Source organism: Mycobacteriales bacterium (genome assembly GCA_035995165.1).
Taxonomy (GTDB): Bacteria; Actinomycetota; Actinomycetes; order Mycobacteriales; family CADCTP01; genus CADCTP01.
Genome location: DASYKU010000048.1, coordinates 1 through 20,747 on the forward strand (window position 1 = coordinate 1; position 20,747 = coordinate 20,747).

Below are 20,747 nucleotides of genomic sequence, written 5' to 3' on the forward strand. Positions count from 1 at the left end.
CTCGGCCACCTCGGCCCGGCCGCGCCCCGCGTACCGCAGCGCCTTCACCGGGCCGCCGCCACGAGCACCTTGACCTGGTCACCGCTCGGCGAGAGCAGCACCTCGAAGCCGCGCTCGACGATGTCGACCATCGGCACCTGCGCGGTGACCACCTTCTCCACCGGCAGCCGGCCGCGCGCGATCAGGTCGACGATCCGGGGCCAGTCGGTGACCGGGTAGCACCAGGTGCCGACCAGCGCGATGTCGCGTTCGGACAGTTTCATCGGCTCGATCGATGCGGCCTTGGTGTGCAGCCCGGTCTGCGAGATCCGGCCGGCCGAGCGGACCGCGTCCAGCGCCGTCTGCAGGGCCCGCTCGTTGCCCGAGCACTCGATGACCGCGTCCGCGCCGACGCCCTCGGTCCGCTCCCGCAGCCAGGCCACCACGTCGACCTGGGTCGGGTCGAGCACGTCGCCGACGTCGAGGCTGCGGGCCAGGGCGCCCCGGACCGGGTTGAGCTCGGAGACGACCACCCGGGCGCCCAGCGACGCCGCGTAGAGCGCGGCCAGCGCGCCGATCGGCCCGGCCCCGGTGACGAGCACGGTGTCGCCGGCGCGGACCCGGGCCACGTCCACCCCGTACGCGGCCACCGCGGCCGGCTCGACCAGCGCGCCCTGCAGGTCGCTCACGCCGTCCGGCAGCGGGGTCACGTGGGTGGCCGGGACGATCGCGCGCTCGGCGATGCCGCCCCAGTCGTAGCTCAGGCCGATGCAGGCCATCGAGAGGCAGAGGTGGTTGAGCCCGCGCCGGCAGTACCAGCAGGTGCCGCAGAACAGCAGTGGCATGACCGAGACCCGCTGTCCGGGCGAGACGGCGCCGACGTCCGGGCCGACCTCCAGCACCTCGGCCGAGAACTCGTGCCCGAGCACCTGCGGCAGCTGGGATCCGTTGAGGCGGTGCGGCTTGTCCGGGATGACGATCGGGCCCATCGCGTACTCGTGCAGGTCGGTGCCGCAGATCCCGCACCAGAGCGGCCGCAGCAGCACCTGGCCGGCGCCGGGCGGACCCGGGTCGGTCACCTCCTCGACGCGGACGTCGTGCTCGCCGTGAAAGACCGCTGCCTTCATCTCATCCCTCCAGGGTCGGGTCGAAGAGAACCTTGCCTTCCAGCTGCCCGCCGGCGAGCCGGTCCAGCTGGCCGGCCAGCGCGCCGAGCGGGTGCACGCCCTCCAGCAGCTCGGCCGCCAGCGGCGTGCGGGTCAGCAGGTCGAGCGCGGGGGCGAGGTCATCGCCGCAGACGTGGGCCAGGGTGGTCCGGATGCCGATCTCCCGGAACACCAGCGTGTGTACGTCGATCGGCTGCGGCGCGGCCGGGATGCCCACCTGCAGCACGGTCCCGCCGGGCCGGGCCAGCCCGATCGCGGCGTCCAGCTGCCCGTCGGCCCCGCTGGCCTCGATCACGATGTCGGCGCCGGATACCCCGTCCGCACCGACCGGGACCACCCGGGTGGCGCCCAGCCGCAGCGCCCGCTCCAGCCGCGATCCCGGGAAGTCGACGACGGTCAGGTCCACGTCGGCCAGGTGCGTCAGGCCGGCCAGCACGAACGTGCCGATCGCGCCGGCGCCGATCAGCACGACCTTGTCGCCGTCGGCGGCGCCGGAGCGCCGGGCCGCGTGCAGGCCGACCGCGAGCGGCTGGGCCAGCCCGGCGGCGTCGAGGCTCAGCCCGGCCGGGACCGGGACGAGCGTGGACTCCGGCACCGCGACGTACTCGGCCATGCCGCCGGCGGTGTTCAGGCCGAGCGTGTAGTACGACCGGCAGAGATTGGTCCGGTGCTGCCGGCAGCGGTCGCACCGTCCACAGGAGACACCGGCCCCGCTGGCGGCGACCGCACCCAGCTCGGTCGTCGCGGCTGCCCCGCGCTCGACGACCTCGCCGACGAACTCGTGGCCGAGGACCATCGGCCCCTGGTGCCCGGTGACCGGGTGCCTGTGCGCCACCGGGAACGTCCGCGGGCCGGCCTTCCACTCGGTCGCGTCGGTGCCGCACATGCCCGAGCGCAGCACCCGCAGCAGCACCTCGCCCGCGCCCGGCCGGGGTCGGGACAGCTCCTCGAGCCGGACGTCCTTCGCGCCGTGGTACACCGCTGCCCGCATCAGCTCAGTGCTCACCACGGCCCGCCGCGGTGTTCAGGTGGGACTGCGCCTCCCGCAGCGTGGACAGCTGGCCGCCGACGCCGTAGTAGCGCTGCCCGGCCACGAGCAGGTCCTCGGCCGGGAACTTGGTCACCACCTCGCAGCCGGTCGCGGTCACCACCAGTTCCTCCTCGATCCGCGCGGCCCCGACCCCGTCGGCCGAGGGCCAGTACGTCTCCAGCGCGAAGAACATGCCCTCCTCCAGCACCTCGGGGTGTTCCAGCGAGACCAGCCGGGAGAAGATCGGCTTCTCCCAGATGGACAGTCCCACGCCGTGGCCGTACTGGAGGCCGAAGGCCGCCTCCTCGTCCGGGAAGCCGAACTCCTGCGCCCGCGGCCACTCCGCCACGATGTCCGCGGTCGTCGCGCCCGGCCGGACCTTCGCGATGGCCCGGTCCATGTACTCCCGGGACCGGACGTACGCGTCGTTCTGGGCCCGGGACGCCGACCCGATCGCGAACGTGCGGTAGTAGCAGGTCCGGTAGCCGTTGTAGCTGTGCAGGATGTCGAAGAAGGCCGGGTCGCCGGGGCGGATGACCCGGTCCGAGTAGACGTGCGGGTGCGGCGAGCAGCGCTCGCCGGAGATCGCGTTGACGCCCTCGACGTACTCGGAGCCGAGGTCGTAGAGGGTCTTGGCGACCAGGCCGACGGCCTCGTTCTCGCGGACGCCCGGGCGCAGGAACTGGTACAGCTCGTCGTACGCGGCGTCGACCATCGAGGCGGCCTGGGTCAGCAGTGAGATCTCGTCCTGGGTCTTCACCCGCCGCGCCTCCATGAAGACCTGCTGACCGTCGGCGACGGTGATCCCGGCCTTCTGCAGTGCGAACAGGATCGGCAGCTCGACCACGTCGACGCCGAGCGGCTCGTCGGCGACGCCGAACTTCTCCAGCTCGCGCTTGATCTTCTGCGCCAGCTCCTCGGCGATCCCGGCGTCGGGATGGAAGGCGCCGCGCAGGGTGGAGATCCCGGCCCGGGCGCCGCTCTCCCGCCGCGGCCGGGTGCCGTTGTGGTGCGGCGCCTCCAGGTCGGCGTCGGCCAGGCTCCCGGTCGTCGAGAGCCACGGGTCGTACAGCTGGTGGTGCTTGGCCGCGGAGCCGAAGTCCCAGACGATCGGGTCGGTCGTCCGGGTCAGCAGCGCGAACCGGATCAGCTTGTCCATCGCCCAGGTGCCGATGTGGGTGGCGGACATGTAGCGGATGTTGGCGAAGTCGAAGGCCAGCACGGCGCCCAGCTCGGAGCGCTCCAGCTGTGCGCGCAGCCGGGCGAGCCGCTCCGCGCGCAGCCGGGCGAACTGGATGCGGTCCTCCCAGTCGACGGCGTTCGTGCCGAACGTGGCTGTGCTGCTGGGCATGGCGGGCCTCTCTCGAGAACGGGTGGGGGCGCTCAGACGTCCAGCGCGGCGTCCGCGGCACGTTGGCGGCGGCGGACCTTGCCCACCGTGTAGAGAATGGCGGCGGCCAGGATGAGGACCCCCTGGAAGTAGTACTGGTAGACGGTCCCGAGGTCGAGGAAGACCGTCGCGTTCAGCGCCTGCTGGAGCAGGACGGCGCCGAGCAGCGGGCCGAGGAAGGTGCCGCGGCCGCCGAGCAGGCTGGTGCCGCCGAGCACGACCGCGGTGATGCTGGACAGCGTGTACGTGGAGCCCTGGGCCGGGTCACCGATGCCGTACTGGCCCATGAGCATGATCGCGCCGAGGAAGACGAACAGGCCGGTCGCGACGTAGCCGCCGATCACCGTACGGCTGACGTTGATGCCGATGCTGCGCGCGGCCGCCTCGTTGGAGCCGACCGCCCGCAGCCGCCAGCCCCAGGCCGTCCGGCGCAGCAGGAACTCCAGCACCAGCGTCACGACGACCAGCACGACGAAGGCCAGCGGCAGCGGCCCGGCGGCCCGGTTGACGAAGTCCTGGAAGCCCTGGGTGATGAAGCCACCCTGCTCCGGGCGCAGCAGCAACGCCAGCCCGCCGAAGCCGATGTAGAGCACCAGCGTCGCGGCGATCGGCGTGAACCGCGCGAACCGGATCAGCGACCCGTTGACCAGCCCGGACAGGGCCGCGACCACGGCCATCAGCACCAGCCCCGCGATCACGATGCCGGCCGACCTGCCGTCGTTGACGAAGAACGAGGCGACCACGACCAGGAACCCGGCCAGTGGGCCGACGGACAGGTCGATCCCGCCGGTGAGCAGCGCGATGTTCTGCCCCAGCGCGATGAAGCCGAGCGCGGTCGCCGCGGTGAGCAGGGTGGCGACGTTGAAGTTGAACAGGTACCTCTCGTTGCGGGCGGCCAGGATCGCCGCCAGCACCACGATCACCAGCGCCACCAGCGCGGAGGGCGCGTAGTCGCCCTGCAGGAACCGGCGGACGCCCTGAGCCTTGGACTGCCGCAGCTCCTTCGGGACGCTCGCGACCTCGGTCCGGGAGCTGACCGCGGCGCCGACGATGCGTTCCTCGGTGACCTCGTCGCCGCGCAGGGTCACCACGACCTGGCCGCGCGACATCACCAGCACCTCGTCACAGAGGCCCTCCAGCTCCTTGGCGTCCGAGGACGCCACCACGACCGGGACGCCGCGGGCCGAGGCGTCCCGCAGGATCCCGTAGATCTCGGCCCGGGCGCCGACGTCGACGCCCTGGGTCGGCTCGTCCGCGAGCAGGACCGCCGGCTCGGACAGCAGCGCCCGGGAGATCACGACCTTCTGCTGGTTGCCGCCGGACAGCGTCGAGATCGGCGCCTCCAGCGACGGGGCCCGGACCGACAGCGCCGACAGCGAGGCGCTGACGTCCTCGCGCTCGCGGTCCCGGCTCACCAGCGCGCCGCGGGTGAACCGCTGCAGCGCCGAGATCGCCGCGTTCTCCCGTACGGACAGGCTCATCATGAGGCCCTCGCCGTGCCGGTCCGAGGGCATGAACGCGGCCCGGTGCCGCAGGTCCCGCGCGGTCAGCTCGCGGCCGCCGACGGTCACGGTGCCGGTGAACGGGTCGAGCCCGGCCAGCGCGCGCAGCAGGCTGCTCTGGCCGTTGCCGACCACGCCGGCCAGGCCGACGATCTGCCCCCGCTGCGCCGACGCGGAGACGCCGGTGAAGCCGGGACCGGCCAGGTCCGCGATCCGCAGGCTGGTCTCCCCGTCGCCGTCGTACTTGGGCGGGAACGTCGAGTCGAGCTGCCGGCCGAGGATCAGCGCCAGGAGCTCCTGGTCCGAGACCTCGCTGACCCGGGCGGTGCCGCGGACCCGGCCGTCGCGCAGCACGGTGACCCGGTCGGCGAGCTCGCGGACCTCGGCCATCCGGTGGGTGATGTAGATGACCGACGTGCCCGCGGCGACCTGCTCACGCAGCAGGCGGAAGAACAGCTCGACCGCCGCACCGGAGAGCGGTGCGGTCGGCTCGTCCAGGATCAGCAGCGTCGGCGAGACCGCGAACGCCTTCGCGATCTCCAGCATGTGCCGCTGGGCCACGGTCAGCGTGTCGACCCGGTCGTGCGGGTCGACGGTCAGCTCGACCCGCTTCAGCAGCCGGTCGACGACCTCCGCGCGGGAGCCGGACCGGAACACCGCGGCCGGCAGGGCGACCTCCAGGTTCTCCCGGACCGTCATGTCCGGCAGCACGGCCGGGTGCTGGTGCACGATCGCGATCCCGCGGGCGGTGGCCTCGCTCGGCGTCAGCGAGGTGACCGTCTCGCCGCCGACGGAGATCGTGCCGGCGTCGGGCACCAGCGTGCCGGAGGCGATGTTCATCAGCGTGGACTTGCCCGCGCCGTTCTCGCCGAGGACGGCGTGCACCTCGCCGGACAGCACGCTGACCGAGACGTCGGTCAGCGCGGCGACACCCGCGAAGTGCTTGGAGATCCCGGTCATCTCCAGGGTGGCCGGCCGCGTCGCCGTCATCGTCGATCCGCTCATCGCGTGCTCCGTTCATTGGTTCGCTCCCGGCCCGGCGCCTCCGGCGGCGTCTTCCCTCCGCACCCACCTGCGGACGCCGGCGGGCGCTCCGGTCCAGACGCCGCCGCGCCGGCCCGTCCGCTCACCGTGTTCAGGGTTCGCAGCCGGCCCGGCGCCGTCGGCGGCGCCGGGCCGTTCGCTCACTTGCCGAGCTGCGCCTGCTGGTCGCCGGGCATCTGCGCGGACAGGTACACGTCACCGGGCAGGTCCGAGCGGCAGGTCACCGGGTGCGGCTGGCCGCTGACGGAGTCCTCGAAGACGGGACCCTGGAAGCTCGTCGCGGTCGGCAGCTTTCCGCCGGTCGCCTTGGCCACCGCGTAGTCCACCGCCAGCCGGACGTTGTCGTTGCCGGTGGTGACCGTGACCATCTTGAACGGGTGGGTCTTCTGCTGCGCCTGCCAGAAGCAGCTCAGCGAGTTGCCGTCGGAGGTGGCCAGCGCCGGGATCGGCCGGCCGCTGTCCGGGAACAGGTGCAGCGAGCTCACCAGCGTCGGCCCGAAGTCGGAGACGATGATGTCGATCTTCCGGTACTTCGCGATGGCCGCCGACAGCAGCGTCTGGGTCTTGGTGGGGTCCCAGTCCGTCGGCACGAACGGCGTCTGCCCGATGAACGTGTACGAGGAGTCCAGGTTCTCCTTCAGCGCGTTGTACTCGGCGATGCTCTGGCTGTTGCCGGCCGGGCCGCCCATGAACAGGATGTTGCCGCCGCCGGGGACGTTCTTCTTGATCCAGGTCGCCCAGTTCACGCCGTCGTGCGCGAAGTCGTCGCCGATCCAGGCGTCGTAGTTCTCGTCGGCCTTGCCGCCCGGGTCGACCCGGTAGGGCACGGTCACCACGCCGGCCTTGTACGCGGCGGTCAGCGCCGGCAGCACGGCCTTGCCGGCGTCGGGGAACACGACCATCGCGTCCACGCCGCTGGAGGCCAGGCCCTTGATGTCGGAGCTGGCCTTCTGGGTGTTGCCCTGGCCGTCGGCGTACTTGAAGTCGGTGACGCTGGGGCACTTGGCCGCCTCGTCCTTGCCGGACGCCGTGGTGACCAGCCGCCAGCTGTTGCCGCCGAAGCCGTCGAGCAACGCGAAGGTGATCTTCTTCGTGCCGCACCAGTCGGGCGCTCCGGCGACGTGCGTGACCGCGCCGTCGCTGCTGCCACCACCGCCACCGGTGCCCGAGCCGTTGCCGCACGCGGACACCGTCAGCACGACGACGCCGGCCGCGGCCAGGCCGGGGAGAACTCTGCGGAGCTTCATCGGGGAACGTTCCTTCCTGTGAGCACGACAGAGCTGTCGCGCCGTCGGGGACAGCGGGAGTGCGGGCGGACCGGTCAGGCGGGGGCGGGCGTGCCTCGCAGGCCGGGCCGCCGGGACCGCAGGGCCTTCCAGTTGACGGTGTAGAGGGAGACGCCGATGGCGAGGGCGACCGCCTGGACGATGGTCTGGACGGCCGTGGAGACGCCCAGCGCGACGACGAACTGCACGAGCTGCTCGAGGAAGATCGCGGCCACGACCGTCGCGAGTGGATAGCCGCGGCCGCCGAGCAGTGAGGTCCCGCCGAGCACGACGACGGCGACCGAGATGAGCAGGAAGCTGTCGCCCTCGAAGGCGCTCGGCTGGGCCGTGATGCCGGCCAGCATGACGCCGGCCAGGCAGTAGAGAACCTGTGCGTACAGGTACGCCGAGGCCTGGTGGCCGCGCACCCGCAGGCCGGCGACCCGGGCCGCACGGGGGTTGGCCCCGATCGCCTCGAACCGCCGCCCGGCCACCGTCCTGCGGACCAGCACGGAGACCACGACCAGGGCGCCGAGGGCGAACCAGACCGCGTGCGGGATCCCCGCGCTGGTGCCGCCGGTGACCGAGGCGAGCAGCTTCGTGGTGATCCGCGGCCGGCCGCCGGAGATGCTCAGATCCGCCCCGTACAGCAGGGCGTTGGTGCCGAGCGTGGCGATGATCGCGTTCAGCTGCAGGACGCCGACGAGGAACCCGTTGAGCACGCCCGCGCCGAGTGCGAACAGCAGCGCGACCAGGACCGCCGGCACCAGCTTGCCGTTGTTCCCGTCCGGGATGTGGGTGACCACGACGACCGCCATCGACATGGCGCCGGCCACCGACAGGTCGATGCCGCCCTGCTGGATGACCAGCATCTGGCCGAGCCCGGCGACCGCGAGCACCGCGGCGATCTGCAGCATGCTGCGCAACGAGGTCGGCGAGACGCTGGAGTGCGCCGCCAGCGCGCTGACGACGAACAGCAGGACCGTCGCGCTCCCGATCGTCATCAGACCCTTGGAGACCGCCAGCCGCGGTCCTGGGGAGAGAGCCGGGCGGGCCGTGTCCGTGTCGGACATCGTCACCTCACATGTGCCGTCGCCACATCCGTGTGGCCGGGGTCACTGTTGAGCGTGACTGTACAAGGCGTCGTGAACAGCTGACAAGGCGCTGAACAGCATTGCCGTAACGAATCGGCAACGCGCTCCGGCCGGGCGGTCAGTGCGACGCGTGTCCGCTGCCGTGCACGAACCAGAGGCCCTGGAAGTCGGTGTCGCCGATGTTGCGCAGGATGTGCGGGATCGTCGAGTCGAACCCGAGCGACTCCCCCTCGTGCAGCACGAAGACCTCGTTGCCGACGGTGACCTCGACCATGCCCGCGAGCACGTAGCCGTATTCGTAGCCGTCGTGGGCGATCAGCGTGCCGTCGGCGTTGCCGGCGGCGCCCGGCGCGTACGTGATCTTCATGAAGTTCACGTCCCGCTCCGGGGTGGCGGCCAGCCGCTCCCAGTCCACGCCCTCGGCCATCCGCAGGTGGGCCCGGTGGGAGGGGTGCACGACCGAGATGCGGGTCGCGTACTCCGAGGGGTGCCAGGCGTTCGCGGGATCGTGCACGCCGCTCGGGGCCTCGGCCGCCGGGACCTTGGCCGCCGCCTCGTCGGTGTCGAACAGCTCGTCCACGCTGACGTTGAGCAGCTGGGCGAAGCTGTAGAGGGTCGAGACCGACGGGCGGGACTTGCCGTTCTCGATCTGGGAGACCAGCGACGGCGACACCTCGGCCTGGCGCGCGAGCTCCCGCAGGCTGAGGCCGGCGTTCTTGCGGAGGCCCTTGAGGCGCTCGCCGAGATGGTCCATGGGTACCAGTGTGGCGACGGAGCCGGACACCGTGGCACGAGGGGCCGCAACGGGTACGGCGCCCGTGCCGTCGTCCGCGATCGCCTGGCTCATGGCTCCCCCTCGCTCGTCCGGGGACGCGTCCCCGGACACCCGGCGGTCCGGGCCTCCCGGCGCCGTCGGATCGGGCGACGGACGCGGAACCCGCCACCGGCTGTTCAGCTTTACTGTACAGAGAGATGACGGAGGCGGACAAGCTACGGTCAGCGGGCCGGGTAGCCGCCGTCCACGCCGAGGACGGTGCCGGTGATCGCGGCGGAGTCCGGCGCGGCCAGGAAGACGATCGCGCGGGCGATCTCGTCCGCGGTCGAGATCCGGCCGATCGGGTGGTTGGCCAGCGACCGGGCCCGGCTGGCCTCCGGGTCGGGGTCCGCGGCCCGCACTCGACATTGTCCGATGCCCGATTGTACGACGAGCTTACGGGGAGAGGACAACGTCCGCCGGCCTGCCGCCCGACCGCCGGGTCGTCGGACAATGTCTGTTTCCGTACGCCGTGTTCCTTCCCGGTTTCGCCGTGTTCCCAGGCGAATTCCGGATCGGCGCGGCGAGTGCGAACGCCGCGCGCTGGGTACATCCTGGCAGGCAAGAGCGTTGCCCACGCCGGCGGTGGAGCCCCCCGCAGCCGGTGTCGGGGTTCGCACGGGTCACCTGAAGGGGGCATCGAGGACATGCTGGAGCATCGCGTCCCGCACCGGTCGGCGGCGCCAGATCCCGGTATGACAGGGACATCGGGGAGCACCGTGCGGCTGCTGATCGTGGACGACCACGTGGTCATCCGGCAGGGTCTGGTGCAGCTGTTCGACACCATCCCCGATGTCGAGGTGATCGGCACGGCCGAGGACGGCGAGCAGGCGGTCGAGCTGGCCCTCGCGCTGGCGCCGGACGTCGTGCTGATGGACATCGGCATGCCCAAGCTCGACGGCATCGCCGCGACCCGGCACCTGATGGCCCTGCATCCCGGTCTCAAGATCGTCATTCTCACGGCGTACGGCAGCGGGCACCGGGTCCAGCTCGCCCTGGACGCCGGCGCGCTCGGCTACGTGCCCAAGCACAGTCCGCCCGAGGCCGTCGTCCGGGCCGTGCACGCCGCCCACGCCGGCGGCCCCCTCACCTGATCCGGCTCAGACCGGGGACCGAGTGCGGATGCGGCCGCAGAGGTCGATGGTCTCGGGCGCCGGGGTCAGGTCGAGCTCGCGGTGCAGGTCTTCCCGGCAGAAGTCGAGGGCGAGCGCCCGGTCTTGCCGGAGCCGGGGACACGGTCGCGGTCATGTCCCGACCGTAACCGCGTCGATTTCCGGTGAAAGCACTTCCTGACGACCAGAAACCCGGCCCCGGCGGCGACGGGTACGCCCCCTGTCAGCGAGCTTCCGGCGCCGCGACGGTGGGACCGCGGCCCCGCCGGGGTCGTCCTCGGCCGGTGCCGGGGTGCAGGCCCGACCAGGGGGTCCCATGTCCTCGTTCCTCCCACCCACCGCGAGGCGGGTCGTCGTCGCCGTGCTGGCGGCCGGGCTCGGCGCCGCCGTGCTCGCCCCGGCCGCCGCCGAGGCGGCGCCCACCCAGCGGATCGCCTGGGCGCCCTGCGGCGAGCGAGTGGAGTGCGCGTCCGTACCGGTCCCGCTGGACTGGGCCCGTCCGCACGGCGCCACCATCCGGCTGGCCGTCGCCCGGCACCTGGCCGGCGACCCCGCACACCGGATCGGCTCGCTGCTGGTGAACCCGGGCGGGCCCGGCGACTCCGGCGTGGACGAGGTGACCAACCGCGGTGCCGAGCTCGACGCCCGGACCGAGGGCCGGTTCGACATCGTCGGCTGGGACCCGCGCGGCAGCGGCCGCAGCGCGCCGGTGAGCTGCTTCGCCGGCCCGGCCGAGCGGGCCGCCTTCTGGGGCGACCTGGTCGTGCCGACGACCCGCGCCGACGAGCGCCGCTACCTGGCCCGGACGGTCGCGCTGGCGGCCCGCTGCGGGCAGCGCAACGGCGCCCTGCTCGAGCACATCTCGATGGCCGACCAGGTCCGCGACCTCGACCACCTGCGGGCGCTCGTCGGCGACCGCCGGCTGACGTTCTTCGGCGAGTCCAACGGCACGCTGATGGGCCAGACGTACGCGAACATCTTCCCGGACCGGGTCCGGGCGATGCTGCTGGACGGCGTCGTCGACCCGATCCCGTACAACCGGGGGACGGCGGCGGCGCTGGCCAACGGGCTCACCGACACCGACCTGGTCTGGGACACGTTCGTGGCTGCCTGCGAGGCGGCCGGTCCGCAGCGGTGCGCGATGGCCGGGCAGGGCCCGGTGGGGCCGCGCATCGACGCGTTCCTGGCCCGGCTGAAGCGCGCGCCGATGGCCACCACGGCCGGCCCGCTGACGTACGGCGAGGCGATCACGCTGGCGAAGTTCGTCATCCCGGCGTTCCCGCGGGACTGGCCGGACGCGAGCGTGCCGCTGGAGCTGGCGATCGAGGGTGACGGGTCGGTGCTCAAGCAGCTCGGCGCCGACATCACCTCCGACGCCTTCCGGCTCGCGTTCGAGCAGAACGTGGCGTTGACCTGCGCCGACGCGCCGTCCCGGCAGACCGCCGCGCAGTGGCCGGGCGTGGTGCGGCGGCTCACCGCGATCAGCCGGATCGGCGGCACCGCGTTCGGCTGGGTCAACGGCGCGCCCTGTGCGTCCTGGCCGGCCCGCAGCGCCGTCCGCTACTCCGGGCCCTGGGGCGCGGTCACCCGCACTCCGATCCTGCTGGTCAGCCTGCGGTTCGAGCCGAACACGCCGCTGGTGAGCGCACAGATCGCGCAGCGCCGGCTGGGCAACGCCGTGCTGCTGGTCCAGGACGGGCCCGGGCACCTGACCGCGAACAACCCGAGCGCCTGCGTGAACGCGGCGATGACCGACTACCTGGTCCGGCTCCGTACGCCGGCCCGCGGCACGGTCTGCGCGTCGGACCACGTGCCCTTCGACCCGGCGTTCGGGACGTGACGCCCTAGCGCGACGCGAGGCGGGTGAGCAGCGGGGCGATGTCGTCGACCGGCAGCACGTGGTCGACGGCGTCGTCCCGCCCGATCGTCTCCCCCGGCATCCCGAAATGGGCCGAGCTGGCCTCGTCCGCGGCGATCACGGTCCCGCCGAACCGGTGCACCGCGCTCGCCCCGGTCGCGCCGTCCCGCCCGGTGCCGGACAGCACGACCGCGACCGCTCGCGGCCCGACGGCCAGCGCGAGCGTGGTCAGCAGCAGGTCGCCGGACGGACGCGGCGGCGGCACCGGCCCGGCCGGGATCAGCACGATCCGCTCGTCCCGGTCGATCAGCGCGTGCCGGCCGGGCGGGACGACCAGGACCATGCCCCGCCGGAGCGGCGCACCGTCGATGGCGACCTCGACCGGCAGCCGCGTACGCCGCCGCAGCAGCGACGCGAGCAGGTCGCGGTCCGCGTGCGGCGGCTGGTGCTGCACGATCACGACGCAGCCGGTGAAGTCGGCCGGCAGCGGCGCGAGCGCCCGCCGCAACGCCTCCAGCCCACCGGCCGAGCACACCAGAGCCACCACGAGCACGCCGATCACCCGGACGCGGAGCCGAAATGAGCGAGCGCGGCGCGGGCCACGACCTCGCCTTGCTCCTGGATGAAGTGGCCGGCCTCCGGTAGCACCAGCACGTCCGGCGCGCCCCGTACGGTCCGGCGCAGCGTCCGCATCGCCGGCACGCCGAGGGTCGGGTCCTGGGCGCCGGCGGCGAGGAGGCTCGGTCCGTCCCAGCCGGCCCAGAATCCCTCGGCCGCCCGGGAGACCTCGACCCCGGGCATGTCCGGCGCGGTCATCACCAGCTTCGGGAACGCCCGCACCCCGGCCTTGTACGTGACGTCCGGGAACGGCGCGTCGTACGCCGCCACCTCGCCGTCGGACAGCTCCGGGACGGCTCGCCGGAGCAGGCCGCCGACCGGGAGGTCCGGGTGGGTCGCGGCGTAGTTCCGCCACTCCTGGAAGCCCGGGCCCGGCGACGTCCCCACGGCGAGGCCGGTGTTCATCGCCAGCAGCCGCCGCAGCCGCGGGGCGAACCCGGCGTCCATCGGCAGCGTCAGCCCGAGCAGCCCGCCCCAGTCCTGCACGACCAGCGTGATGCCGGTCAGGTCGAGGCGTTCGACGAACCGGAGCAGGAAGTCGCGGTGGAAGTCGAACGTGTAGACGGACTCCTCGACCGGCTTGTCCGACCGGCCGAAGCCGAGGAAGTCCGGCGCGACCACCCGCCCGCCGGCGTCGAGGAAGATCGGGATCATCTTGCGGTAGAGGTACGCCCAGGTCGGCTCGCCGTGCAGGAGCAGGTAGGTGTGCTCGGCGTCGCGCGGCCCGAGATCGACGTAGTGGGCCCGCAGACCCTCGTAGCCCGGCAGGTCCTCCGCGTACGAGGGCGGGTGGTCCCAGCCGGCGAGGTCACGGAAGCGGTCCTCCGGGGTGCGCAGCGCGTCGATCACAGCGGCGAGCATCCCAGGTTCAGGCCGTGGTCGCTCATCCCCGTCGCTGCTGTCGTCGCGCTGGCGACCGCCGTACCGCTCACCGTCGCCGCGTCCGCGGCGTCCGCCTCCGGCGGCGGGTCGACGGTCTGCATCCGCAGTGCCGTGGAGCACCGCGACGTTCCCGCTGCGGCGCGGGACCAGCCCCGGCCGCACCGTTTACTACATCCAGCTGGACAGCTCCGGGGCCACCTGGTCCCGGGCGCCCTCGCACCCAGGAGAGCCCGATGCCGGACTACCCCCGGATGATCGCGTCGACCGACCAGATCGAGCCGGCCCCCCGGCGGGTACGGGCGACCCTGGCCAACCGCACGGTCCTGGACACACCCGCGCGCTCTACGTCTGGGAGTGGCCGAACTACCCGCAGTACTACGTCCCGCTGGCCGACGTCGACGCCTCGGTCCTCGTCGACGAGCAGCATCCCCAGCGGCTCAGGCGCGGCACCGCGCACCTGTACGGGCTCCGGGTCGGCGATCTCACCCGACCCGGAGCCGCCCGCGTCTACCGGGACGACGCCCTCGCCGGTCTCGCCGGCACGGTCCGGTTCGACTGGGCCGCGCTCGACGCCTGGTACGAGGAGGACGAGCAAGTCTTCGTCCACCCCCGCAACCCGTACGTCCGGGTGGACGCGATCCGCTCCAGCCGGCTCGTCCGCGTCGAGCTCGACGGCGTCGTGCTCGCCGAGACGGCCTCGCCGGTGTTCGTGTTCGAGACCGGGTTGCCCACCCGCTACTACGTCCCGCGCACCGACGTCCGCTTCGAGCACCTGCTGCCCAGCGACACCGTCACCGAATGTCCCTACAAGGGAAGGACGACCGGCTACTGGTCCGTCCACATCGGAGGGACCGCGCACGCCGACCTGGCCTGGACGTACGACTTCCCGACCCGGCAGCTGCTGCCCGTCGCCGGCATGATCGCCTTCTACAACGAGAGGATCGACCACGTCCTCGACGGCGAGCGGCTCGAACGCCCGACGACCCACTTCTTCCGCTGAGGGCGCAGCGACCCGCAGCTCCCGGCTATCCGGCCGCGGGTATCCGGTCCGAACCGCGGAGCAGCCCCAGCTGGCGGGCCTTGACCACAGCCTCGAGCTGGGAGTGGCTGTCGAGCTTGGCGAGCGCGTTCTTCACGTAGCCGCGGCACGTGTTCAGGCTGATCGAGAGCTCGCGGGCGATCGTGCGGGCGTCCTTCCCGCGACCGAGGAGTTCCACGACGTCGAGCTCGCGAGGGGTCAGCATCGGCCCGGGCGGCGACCCGTCCGCCGGCCGCCGGTCGGGCCGGCCGAGCATCGCCAGGAAGACCGGATCCACGATCATGGAGCCCGTCCGGGCCGACCGGATCGTGTTCAGGACCTGCACCAGCGAACCGGACTTCATCACGAAGCCGGCGGCACCGACGGCGGCGGCCCGGGTGATCAGGTCGGCGTCCTGGGCGGCGGTCAGCATCACCACCCGGGTGCCCGGGTGGTCGCGGGCGAGAACGGCGGCGACCGCCAGGCCGTCCCGGTCCGGCAGGACGAAGTCGAGCAGGACCACATCGGGACGGGTGCGCTCGACCAGCCGCTGCCCCTCCGCCGCGGTCGTCGCCGTCCCGACGACCGCGAGGTCGTCCTCCGCCTCGATCGCGAAACTCAGCAGATCAAGGAGCGTCTGATGATCGTCGATCAAGGCGACCGACGTCGTCTTCCCCATCTGATCCCCCAGATTGAGATGCTCTCCCACCGCCGGACCGACGCCCCGGCCCGGCTCCCCTGCACCAGTAAGTCACTGTCGGCTGTCCCCGATAAGCCCCGATTGGGTGAATATTTGCATCGGACACCTATCGGTGCCTGTCCGGACAGTTCCACGCCCTTCCAGGACGCCCGGAGCGCCGCGCGATCGACCGGGCCGGGCGCGATGATGGGCGCATGCCCGGACGTCCGGCACCGGCGACCGGACCGGAGTCGCAGCCCGCGAGGGTGCTCCCGGCGAGCGTCACGACCCGGGCGGCGGCGTACGCCATGATGACCTCATGTCCGAACGTCCGGCACCGGCGCCGGCGGCCATCACCCCACGCGACGACGTCGTCGACGCGCTGCTGTCGGCCAGCCGGGTCATGGTCAGCCTCGCCGCCCGCTCGCTCGCCGACCTGGACTCGGACGTGACACTGCCGCAGTACCGGGCGCTGGTCGTGCTGGCCTCCCGCGGGCCGCAGCGGGTCGTCGACATCTCGGCCGAGCTGAACGTCAACCCCTCCACCGGCACCCGGATGTGCGACCGCCTCGTCCGCAAGGGGCTCATCCGCCGCAGCCGCTCCGACTCCGACCGGCGCGAGGTCACGCTGACGCTGACGTCGTCCGGCGAGCATCTGGTCGACGAGATCACCCGCCGCCGGCGGACCGAGCTCGCCCGCATCGTCGACACGATGCCGGTGGTCTGGCACGCGCCGGTCACCGCGGCCCTGCGCTCCCTGGCGCACACCGCGGGCGAGCCACCCGACAGCGAATGGTGGCTCGGCTGGCACCAGGGCGACGGCAGCAAGCCGGGCGACTGACACCGGCGGGGCCGAGGCGTGGTCCTCGTGCGCGAGGTTGTGGCAGTGGGCCACCTGCGGGCCGACGAGGTCGCGGAAGCCTTCCTACCTCGCCGAGCCGGGGTCAGCGGGTGAACTTCTGCTTGGCGTCGGGGTGATCGGGGTGAAGAGGTTGACGAGGTTGCCGTCCGGGTCGCGGATCAGGAGCGACCGGTTGCCCCAGGGCATCGTGGTCGGCGCCATGACAGGCCGTCGAGCTGTCCGGTCAGGTCGGCGTACAGCCGGTCGACGTCGTCGACCACGAACTCGATGATCACGCTGCGGCCGGCTCGGCCGCGCCCGGGCCGAACGCCGAGATGGTCGCCGCGGGCGAGGACCCGGACCAGCGCTTCCCCGGCAGCGCCGTGCACCTGCACGCCTGCTCGCCCTGCGGCGAGGACTACGCCGGCCTGCTCGCCCTCGTCCGGGGCGACGGGCCGCTGTAACGCCGCGCGGGTTCGCGACACTGAGCCGGCATGATGACCGACCTCGATCTCTACCGCCGCGGGACCGACACGATGCTCGCCGCCTGGGGGGAGTACGCCCGGGCCGCGAAGTCGGCCGCGCTGGAACGGCTCCCCGGCGTCGCCGTGGCGGTCTTCCCGTCCGGGCCGGAGCGCGAGTTCTACAACAACGCGCTGCTCTCCCCCGGCGCGCCGGCCGCGGCCGTGGACGCGATGGAAGCCGTCTACGCGGAGGCCGGCGTGACCGCCTTCGCCGCCTGGACGCACGAGAGCGACCCGGTCGTCCGGGCCGAGCTGGAGCGCCGCGGGTACGTCCTGGACACCACGACCCGGGCCATGGGCCTCGCGCTCGACGAGATCCGGGTGCCCCGGCCGGAGCTCCCGTTCGGACCGGCGTCCTGGGCGGACTACCTGGCGTACGAGGGGCTGGACCCGGATTTCCTCCGCGACGGCGACCACGCGGCGCTGCACGTCCTGGCTGCCCGGGAGCAGGGCGCGATCCTGTCGGCCGCGCTGGCCTACGACGCCGCGGGCGACTGCGGGATCTACAACGTCGGGACCGTCGAGGCGGCCCGGCGGCGCGGTCTCGGCACCGCGATCACGGCCGCGCAGGTCCACCAGGCCCGCGACCGCGGCTGCACGACAGCGAGCCTGCAGTCGACCCCGATGGCCGAGCGGGTCTACGCCGCGGTCGGCTTCCGCGACCTCGGCCGCATCCTCGAGTACGTCCGGCGCTAGGGCGTGTCTCTCAACTGCCTGGCAGCGCCGGTGGCGTCATCCACCGCCACCGGCGCCGGTGGCGTCATCCACCGCCAGTTGAGAGACACACACCCTAGATGTTGGAGGCGTCGGCCGGGAGTCCGGGCGGCGGGGCGCAGGTGCCGTCAGGGGCGCCCGGGGCCGGGCAGGTCAGGCCGAGCGTGTAGGCCGTCATCGACAGCGACCCGTACTGGTAGCCGTCGATGAGGACGTCGGTGTCCGGCGCCGCCGTCGTCCCGGCCAGCCCGGCCAGGTAGAGCGCGGGGATGAAGTGGTCCGGGGTCGGGACCGCGTGCCGGAAGTCGCGGTGCGCGTCCAGCGTCGCGAACTCGGTCGGATCGGTGAGCATCCGGGCCTTGGCGTCCTCGTCGAAGCGGCGGGCCCAGTCGTACCCGTCCTCGGCGAGGTCCCAGTCCATCCCGCGCAGGTTGTGCACGACGTTGCCGCTGGCGATCACGAGCACGCCGCGCTCCCGCAGCGGCGCCAGCGTCGCCCCGAGCTCCAGGTGGTAGTCCAGCGGCTTGTCGGCGTTGATGCTCAGCTGCACGACCGGGATCGACGCGTCCGGGAACGCGTGCACCAGGACCGACCAGGTGCCGTGGTCGATCCCCCAGCTGTCGACGTCCGCGCCGACCCAGGTCGGGTGCACGACGTCGCTGATCTCGGCGGCCAGGTCCGGCAGGCCGGGCGCCGGGTACTGCACGTCGAACAGCTCCGGCGGGAAGCCGTAGAAGTCGTGGATGGTGCGCGGACGCGGCATCGCGGTCACCGCGGTGGCGTTGATGTACCAGTGGGCGCTGATCACGAGGATCGCCCGCGGTCGCGGCACGGCCTGGCCGAACGCCTTCCAGGCCGAGGTGTAGCGGTTGACCTCCAGCGCGTTCATCGGGTTGCCGTGCCCGAGGAAGGCCGCCGGCATCGTCCCCGCGGGGCTCGCCGTCATCGTGCGCCCTTCGCCGTCGATCCCTGACGCGGTCGGTCCTACCCGGGTCGCGACCGGCTCAGCTCTCCCCGCCGAACCCGGCTCGGTCTCCCCGCCGAACCCGGCTCAGTCTCCCCGCCGAGCCCGGCTCAGGCGATCCGCGCCGGGTCGAGCAGCCCCAGCTGCCGGGCCCGGTCGACCGCGTCCGGCCCGGTGCTCACGCCGAGCTTGCCGCGGATGGAACGGAGGTGGCTGAGGGCGGTGACCGGCGAGATGGTCAGGATCCGGGCGATCTCCGCGGCGCCGGCGCCGCGGCTCAGCAGCTCCAGGACGTGCGACTCGCGGGCGGTGAGCCGGCCCGGGTACCAGTCCGTCACCCCCGCGCGGGCGGCCGGCAGCAGGGACGGCGCGATCGACATCGCCCCCGGGCGGGCCGAGCGCAGCACCGACAGCAGCTCCTCGGTCGCGCCCTTCTTCGGCGCGAACCCGTTGGCGCCGGCGACCGTCGCGGCCATCAGCTTGCCCAGGTCGGGCGAGGTCGAGGTGACGACCAGCGCGAGGTGCCCGTGTTCGGTCCGCAGCCGCCGGATCAGCGCCAGCCCGGTGCGCCCGCGCAGCATCATGTCGATCACGACGACGTCCGGGGCGGTCCGCTCCACCACCGGGTACGCCTGGGCCGCGGTGCACGCGGCGCCGACGCACTCCAGGTCGGCCACGCCGGTCAGGGCGAGCCGGAGCCGGCTGGCGAACGCGGCATTGTGGTCGACGATCAGCACACGTCGCGGGCGGTGGCCGGCACCGTCTGCGTTGATCATGTGCCCCTCCACCCAAGCGGTGGCAAGGATGCTCCGGGACGGGCCGGGCGGCCGTCTACTGTCCATTCGGACATGTACGAACATCACCCGGGCAGAGGTACCGACCCGCCCGGCGATCTGCTTGCGCGGGCGCTGGGCGAGTTCCGGGCCGCCCTCTCCGGTGCGGAGTCCCCCGGCGGCTCCGGCGCCGGTGTCCGGTCCGTCCGGACGGCGGCCGGGGATCCGGCCTACCTGAAGACCACCACGGCCGGGCCCGGGCTCGCGGCGGGCCGCCGGGAGCTGCGGTTCTACCGGGAGCTCGCGCCGACCACGCCGGTACGGACGCCGCCGCTGCTCGGGTTCCTCGACGACGCGGAAGGCGTCGCGATCCTGCTCGGCGCGGCCGGCCGGCCGGTCGAGGCCGGCTCGTGGTCACCGGGCCTGTGGGCGCGGCTCGGCCGGGACCTGGCCGCCCTGCACGACGCCCCGCTCCCGGCCGACCCGTACTGGGCCGCCCGGGACCCGGCCGCTCTGCGCCGCGGCTCAGGGGACCCGGCCGTCGCCCGCCGCTGGTCGGGGGACCCGGGTGGGACCCGGAGGGACTCGGCCGCTCCGCGCCGTGGGTCGGGGGGCGGGGGGCCATCCACGGCGGACACCGGGTTCTGGGCCGGGCGGCTTCCGGGGTTGGACGATCTCGTCGCGGACGGGGCGCGGCTGCGGGCGGCGACGACCGCGCTGCCGCCGGTCCGCACCCACGGCGACTGCCACGCGGCCAACCTGCTGCACGACGGCGGGTCGCTGACCTTCTGCGACTGGCAGTCGACCGGCGTCGGCCGGCCCTCGGCCGACCTCGCCTTCCTCAGCGTCCGGGCCACGCCCTCCGGGTCGGTCGTCCCGCCGGACCTGCTCGACGCGTACGCGACCGCGCGCGGGTGCGATCGGGCCGTGCTCGGGCGGGCGGTCCTGGCCGAGGAGCTCACGGTGTTCCTCGCCGAGTGGCCCGCGTACGCCCGGTTCCAGCATCCGGACGGTCTCGACCGAGTGGTCCGGCGGACCCGCCTGCTCGCCCGGCGCTGGCTCGCCGGCTGACCCGCGACCGGTCAGTCGAGGCGGTGGAGGAGGGCCTTGGGGGCCCGCTGCCGGTAGCTGTCCAGGAGCAGCTCGGCGACCTCGTCCCAGTCCGGGTGCAGGTCGAGGCGGATGCCCACGTCCCCGCGGTTCCAGAGCGGGCCGAAGGACGCCGGCCCGGCCAGCACGGCCGCGAGCTCGGCCGGGTCCGGCCGCAGCGTCACGAGGGTGGCCGGTCCGCGGGTGCCCGCGGCCGCCGAGAACGCCGCCGGGTATCCGTCGACGATCTCGACCAGGTGCGCGAACGTGCGCCGGCGCACCATCCACCGCGTCCCGGCCCAGGCCTCCTCCTCGTACGCGTCGGGCAGCGCCAGACAGACCTGCCGGGCCCAGACCAGCCCGGTCGCGAAGACGTCCACGGCCCGGATCC

General features: G+C 73.3%; 21 protein-coding genes and 2 pseudogenes. 7 read left to right on the plus strand and 16 right to left on the minus strand.

The genetic code is table 11. The annotated features are described in order from the left end of the window. Positions 1 to 44: 44 nt before the first annotated feature. The 8 genes from VGP36_07525 to VGP36_07560 all read right to left on the minus strand — a co-directional run bounded on the left by VGP36_07525 (position 45) and on the right by VGP36_07560 (position 9,646). On the minus strand, positions 45 to 1,106 hold the full coding sequence (locus VGP36_07525) for a 2,3-butanediol dehydrogenase (GenBank protein ID HEV7654573.1): 1,062 nt from the start codon (positions 1,104 to 1,106) through the stop codon (positions 45 to 47). A gap of 1 nt (position 1,107) precedes the next feature. Beyond that, positions 1,108 to 2,136, minus strand: coding sequence for an alcohol dehydrogenase catalytic domain-containing protein (locus tag VGP36_07530; protein HEV7654574.1), 1,029 nt, complete (start codon positions 2,134 to 2,136; stop codon positions 1,108 to 1,110). A 4-nt stretch (positions 2,137 to 2,140) separates the two neighbouring features. After that, the gene (locus tag VGP36_07535; protein HEV7654575.1) at positions 2,141 to 3,526 is read right to left on the minus strand and encodes a Xaa-Pro peptidase family protein; all 1,386 of its coding nucleotides are present in this window, start codon (positions 3,524 to 3,526) and stop codon (positions 2,141 to 2,143) included. A 32-nt stretch (positions 3,527 to 3,558) separates the two neighbouring features. Further along, entirely contained in the window at positions 3,559 to 6,072 is a 2,514-nt protein-coding gene (locus VGP36_07540; GenBank protein ID HEV7654576.1) for an ATP-binding cassette domain-containing protein, read from the minus strand. 179 nt (positions 6,073 to 6,251) lie between these two features. Beyond that, on the minus strand, positions 6,252 to 7,358 hold the full coding sequence (locus VGP36_07545; GenBank protein ID HEV7654577.1) for a substrate-binding domain-containing protein: 1,107 nt from the start codon (positions 7,356 to 7,358) through the stop codon (positions 6,252 to 6,254). Between the two features lie 74 nt (positions 7,359 to 7,432). Next, a complete protein-coding gene (locus tag VGP36_07550; GenBank protein ID HEV7654578.1) occupies positions 7,433 to 8,449 on the minus strand; it encodes an ABC transporter permease in 1,017 nt (338 codons plus the stop codon). 139 nt (positions 8,450 to 8,588) lie between these two features. Continuing rightward, positions 8,589 to 9,224 (minus strand): XRE family transcriptional regulator, encoded by a 636-nt coding sequence (locus VGP36_07555; protein HEV7654579.1) that lies wholly within the window; start codon positions 9,222 to 9,224, stop codon positions 8,589 to 8,591. A gap of 242 nt (positions 9,225 to 9,466) precedes the next feature. Continuing rightward, positions 9,467 to 9,646 (minus strand): SDR family oxidoreductase, encoded by a 180-nt coding sequence (locus tag VGP36_07560; GenBank protein ID HEV7654580.1) that lies wholly within the window; start codon positions 9,644 to 9,646, stop codon positions 9,467 to 9,469. Between the two features lie 357 nt (positions 9,647 to 10,003). Here VGP36_07560 and VGP36_07565 point away from each other — a divergent pair, with 357 nt between their 5' ends. Together VGP36_07565 and VGP36_07570 are read left to right on the plus strand one after the other, a co-directional pair. Beyond that, entirely contained in the window at positions 10,004 to 10,378 is a 375-nt protein-coding gene (locus tag VGP36_07565) for a response regulator transcription factor (protein ID HEV7654581.1), read from the plus strand. 334 nt (positions 10,379 to 10,712) lie between these two features. Continuing rightward, positions 10,713 to 12,236: an alpha/beta hydrolase gene (locus tag VGP36_07570; GenBank protein ID HEV7654582.1), complete on the plus strand. Its 1,524-nt coding sequence runs from the start codon at positions 10,713 to 10,715 to the stop codon at positions 12,234 to 12,236. 4 nt (positions 12,237 to 12,240) lie between these two features. Here the strand turns inward: VGP36_07570 and VGP36_07575 are convergent, their stop codons facing one another. From VGP36_07575 to VGP36_07585, 3 genes are read right to left on the minus strand one after another with little or no spacing between them, the layout of a single operon-like run. Then, on the minus strand, positions 12,241 to 12,807 hold the full coding sequence (locus tag VGP36_07575) for a chemotaxis protein CheB (protein HEV7654583.1): 567 nt from the start codon (positions 12,805 to 12,807) through the stop codon (positions 12,241 to 12,243). 5 nt (positions 12,808 to 12,812) lie between these two features. Beyond that, positions 12,813 to 13,721, minus strand: a complete 909-nt coding sequence (locus VGP36_07580; GenBank protein ID HEV7654584.1) for a haloalkane dehalogenase — start codon at positions 13,719 to 13,721, stop codon at positions 12,813 to 12,815. Then, on the minus strand, positions 13,718 to 13,855 hold the full coding sequence (locus VGP36_07585) for a hypothetical protein (protein ID HEV7654585.1): 138 nt from the start codon (positions 13,853 to 13,855) through the stop codon (positions 13,718 to 13,720). The genes VGP36_07580 and VGP36_07585 overlap by 4 nt, the downstream gene beginning before the upstream one ends. Before the next feature lie 132 nt (positions 13,856 to 13,987). On the opposite strand from VGP36_07585, the pseudogene VGP36_07590 reads away from it, so the two are divergent. Further along, positions 13,988 to 14,754: pseudogene (locus tag VGP36_07590) on the plus strand (DUF427 domain-containing protein). Positions 14,755 to 14,779: 25 nt separating this feature from the next. Here VGP36_07590 and VGP36_07595 read toward each other — a convergent pair. Then, on the minus strand, positions 14,780 to 15,451 hold the full coding sequence (locus VGP36_07595) for a response regulator transcription factor (GenBank protein HEV7654586.1): 672 nt from the start codon (positions 15,449 to 15,451) through the stop codon (positions 14,780 to 14,782). A 319-nt stretch (positions 15,452 to 15,770) separates the two neighbouring features. Between VGP36_07595 and VGP36_07600 the strand changes: the two genes are divergently transcribed. Then, on the plus strand, positions 15,771 to 16,292 hold the full coding sequence (locus VGP36_07600) for a MarR family transcriptional regulator (GenBank protein ID HEV7654587.1): 522 nt from the start codon (positions 15,771 to 15,773) through the stop codon (positions 16,290 to 16,292). A gap of 84 nt (positions 16,293 to 16,376) precedes the next feature. On the opposite strand, the pseudogene VGP36_07605 reads toward VGP36_07600, so the two are convergent. Next, positions 16,377 to 16,600: pseudogene (locus VGP36_07605) on the minus strand (VOC family protein). Between the two features lie 27 nt (positions 16,601 to 16,627). Here VGP36_07605 and VGP36_07610 point away from each other — a divergent pair. Further along, complete coding sequence (locus VGP36_07610; GenBank protein ID HEV7654588.1) at positions 16,628 to 16,756, plus strand: hypothetical protein; 129 nt, start codon at positions 16,628 to 16,630, stop codon at positions 16,754 to 16,756. A gap of 30 nt (positions 16,757 to 16,786) precedes the next feature. After that, on the plus strand, positions 16,787 to 17,512 hold the full coding sequence (locus tag VGP36_07615) for a GNAT family N-acetyltransferase (protein ID HEV7654589.1): 726 nt from the start codon (positions 16,787 to 16,789) through the stop codon (positions 17,510 to 17,512). A 94-nt stretch (positions 17,513 to 17,606) separates the two neighbouring features. Here the strand turns inward: VGP36_07615 and ygiD are convergent, their stop codons facing one another. Both ygiD and VGP36_07625 read right to left on the minus strand, forming a co-directional pair. After that, a complete protein-coding gene (ygiD, locus tag VGP36_07620) occupies positions 17,607 to 18,452 on the minus strand; it encodes a 4,5-DOPA dioxygenase extradiol (protein HEV7654590.1) in 846 nt (281 codons plus the stop codon). Between the two features lie 152 nt (positions 18,453 to 18,604). Next, positions 18,605 to 19,270, minus strand: coding sequence for a response regulator transcription factor (locus tag VGP36_07625; protein HEV7654591.1), 666 nt, complete (start codon positions 19,268 to 19,270; stop codon positions 18,605 to 18,607). A 72-nt stretch (positions 19,271 to 19,342) separates the two neighbouring features. On the opposite strand from VGP36_07625, the gene VGP36_07630 reads away from it, so the two are divergent. Further along, positions 19,343 to 20,338, plus strand: a complete 996-nt coding sequence (locus VGP36_07630; GenBank protein ID HEV7654592.1) for a phosphotransferase — start codon at positions 19,343 to 19,345, stop codon at positions 20,336 to 20,338. A gap of 11 nt (positions 20,339 to 20,349) precedes the next feature. On the opposite strand, the gene VGP36_07635 is transcribed toward VGP36_07630, so the two are convergent. Beyond that, on the minus strand, positions 20,350 to 20,736 hold the full coding sequence (locus VGP36_07635; GenBank protein ID HEV7654593.1) for an MmcQ/YjbR family DNA-binding protein: 387 nt from the start codon (positions 20,734 to 20,736) through the stop codon (positions 20,350 to 20,352). Positions 20,737 to 20,747: the final 11 nt, after the last annotated feature.

What these genes read in the sequence shown, in the direction of transcription:
- VGP36_07525 (HEV7654573.1), bottom strand. Translation starts at nt 1,106, where the DNA reads ATGAAGGCAGCGGTCTTTCACGGCGAGCACGACGTCCGCGTCGAGGAG.
- VGP36_07540 (HEV7654576.1), bottom strand. Translation starts at nt 6,072, where the DNA reads ATGAGCGGATCGACGATGACGGCGACGCGGCCGGCCACCCTGGAGATG.
- VGP36_07625 (HEV7654591.1), bottom strand. Translation starts at nt 19,270, where the DNA reads ATGATCAACGCAGACGGTGCCGGCCACCGCCCGCGACGTGTGCTGATC.
- VGP36_07555 (HEV7654579.1), bottom strand. Translation starts at nt 9,224, where the DNA reads ATGGACCATCTCGGCGAGCGCCTCAAGGGCCTCCGCAAGAACGCCGGC.
- VGP36_07600 (HEV7654587.1), top strand. Translation starts at nt 15,771, where the DNA reads ATGTCCGAACGTCCGGCACCGGCGCCGGCGGCCATCACCCCACGCGAC.
- VGP36_07615 (HEV7654589.1), top strand. Translation starts at nt 16,787, where the DNA reads ATGATGACCGACCTCGATCTCTACCGCCGCGGGACCGACACGATGCTC.
- VGP36_07585 (HEV7654585.1), bottom strand. Translation starts at nt 13,855, where the DNA reads ATGCAGACCGTCGACCCGCCGCCGGAGGCGGACGCCGCGGACGCGGCG.
- VGP36_07630 (HEV7654592.1), top strand. Translation starts at nt 19,343, where the DNA reads ATGTACGAACATCACCCGGGCAGAGGTACCGACCCGCCCGGCGATCTG.
- VGP36_07545 (HEV7654577.1), bottom strand. Translation starts at nt 7,358, where the DNA reads ATGAAGCTCCGCAGAGTTCTCCCCGGCCTGGCCGCGGCCGGCGTCGTC.
- ygiD (HEV7654590.1), bottom strand. Translation starts at nt 18,452, where the DNA reads ATGCCGGCGGCCTTCCTCGGGCACGGCAACCCGATGAACGCGCTGGAG.
- VGP36_07595 (HEV7654586.1), bottom strand. Translation starts at nt 15,451, where the DNA reads ATGGGGAAGACGACGTCGGTCGCCTTGATCGACGATCATCAGACGCTC.
- VGP36_07530 (HEV7654574.1), bottom strand. Translation starts at nt 2,136, where the DNA reads ATGCGGGCAGCGGTGTACCACGGCGCGAAGGACGTCCGGCTCGAGGAG.
- VGP36_07550 (HEV7654578.1), bottom strand. Translation starts at nt 8,449, where the DNA reads ATGTCCGACACGGACACGGCCCGCCCGGCTCTCTCCCCAGGACCGCGG.
- VGP36_07535 (HEV7654575.1), bottom strand. Translation starts at nt 3,526, where the DNA reads ATGCCCAGCAGCACAGCCACGTTCGGCACGAACGCCGTCGACTGGGAG.
- VGP36_07570 (HEV7654582.1), top strand. Translation starts at nt 10,713, where the DNA reads ATGTCCTCGTTCCTCCCACCCACCGCGAGGCGGGTCGTCGTCGCCGTG.
- VGP36_07610 (HEV7654588.1), top strand. Translation starts at nt 16,628, where the DNA reads ATGGTCGCCGCGGGCGAGGACCCGGACCAGCGCTTCCCCGGCAGCGCC.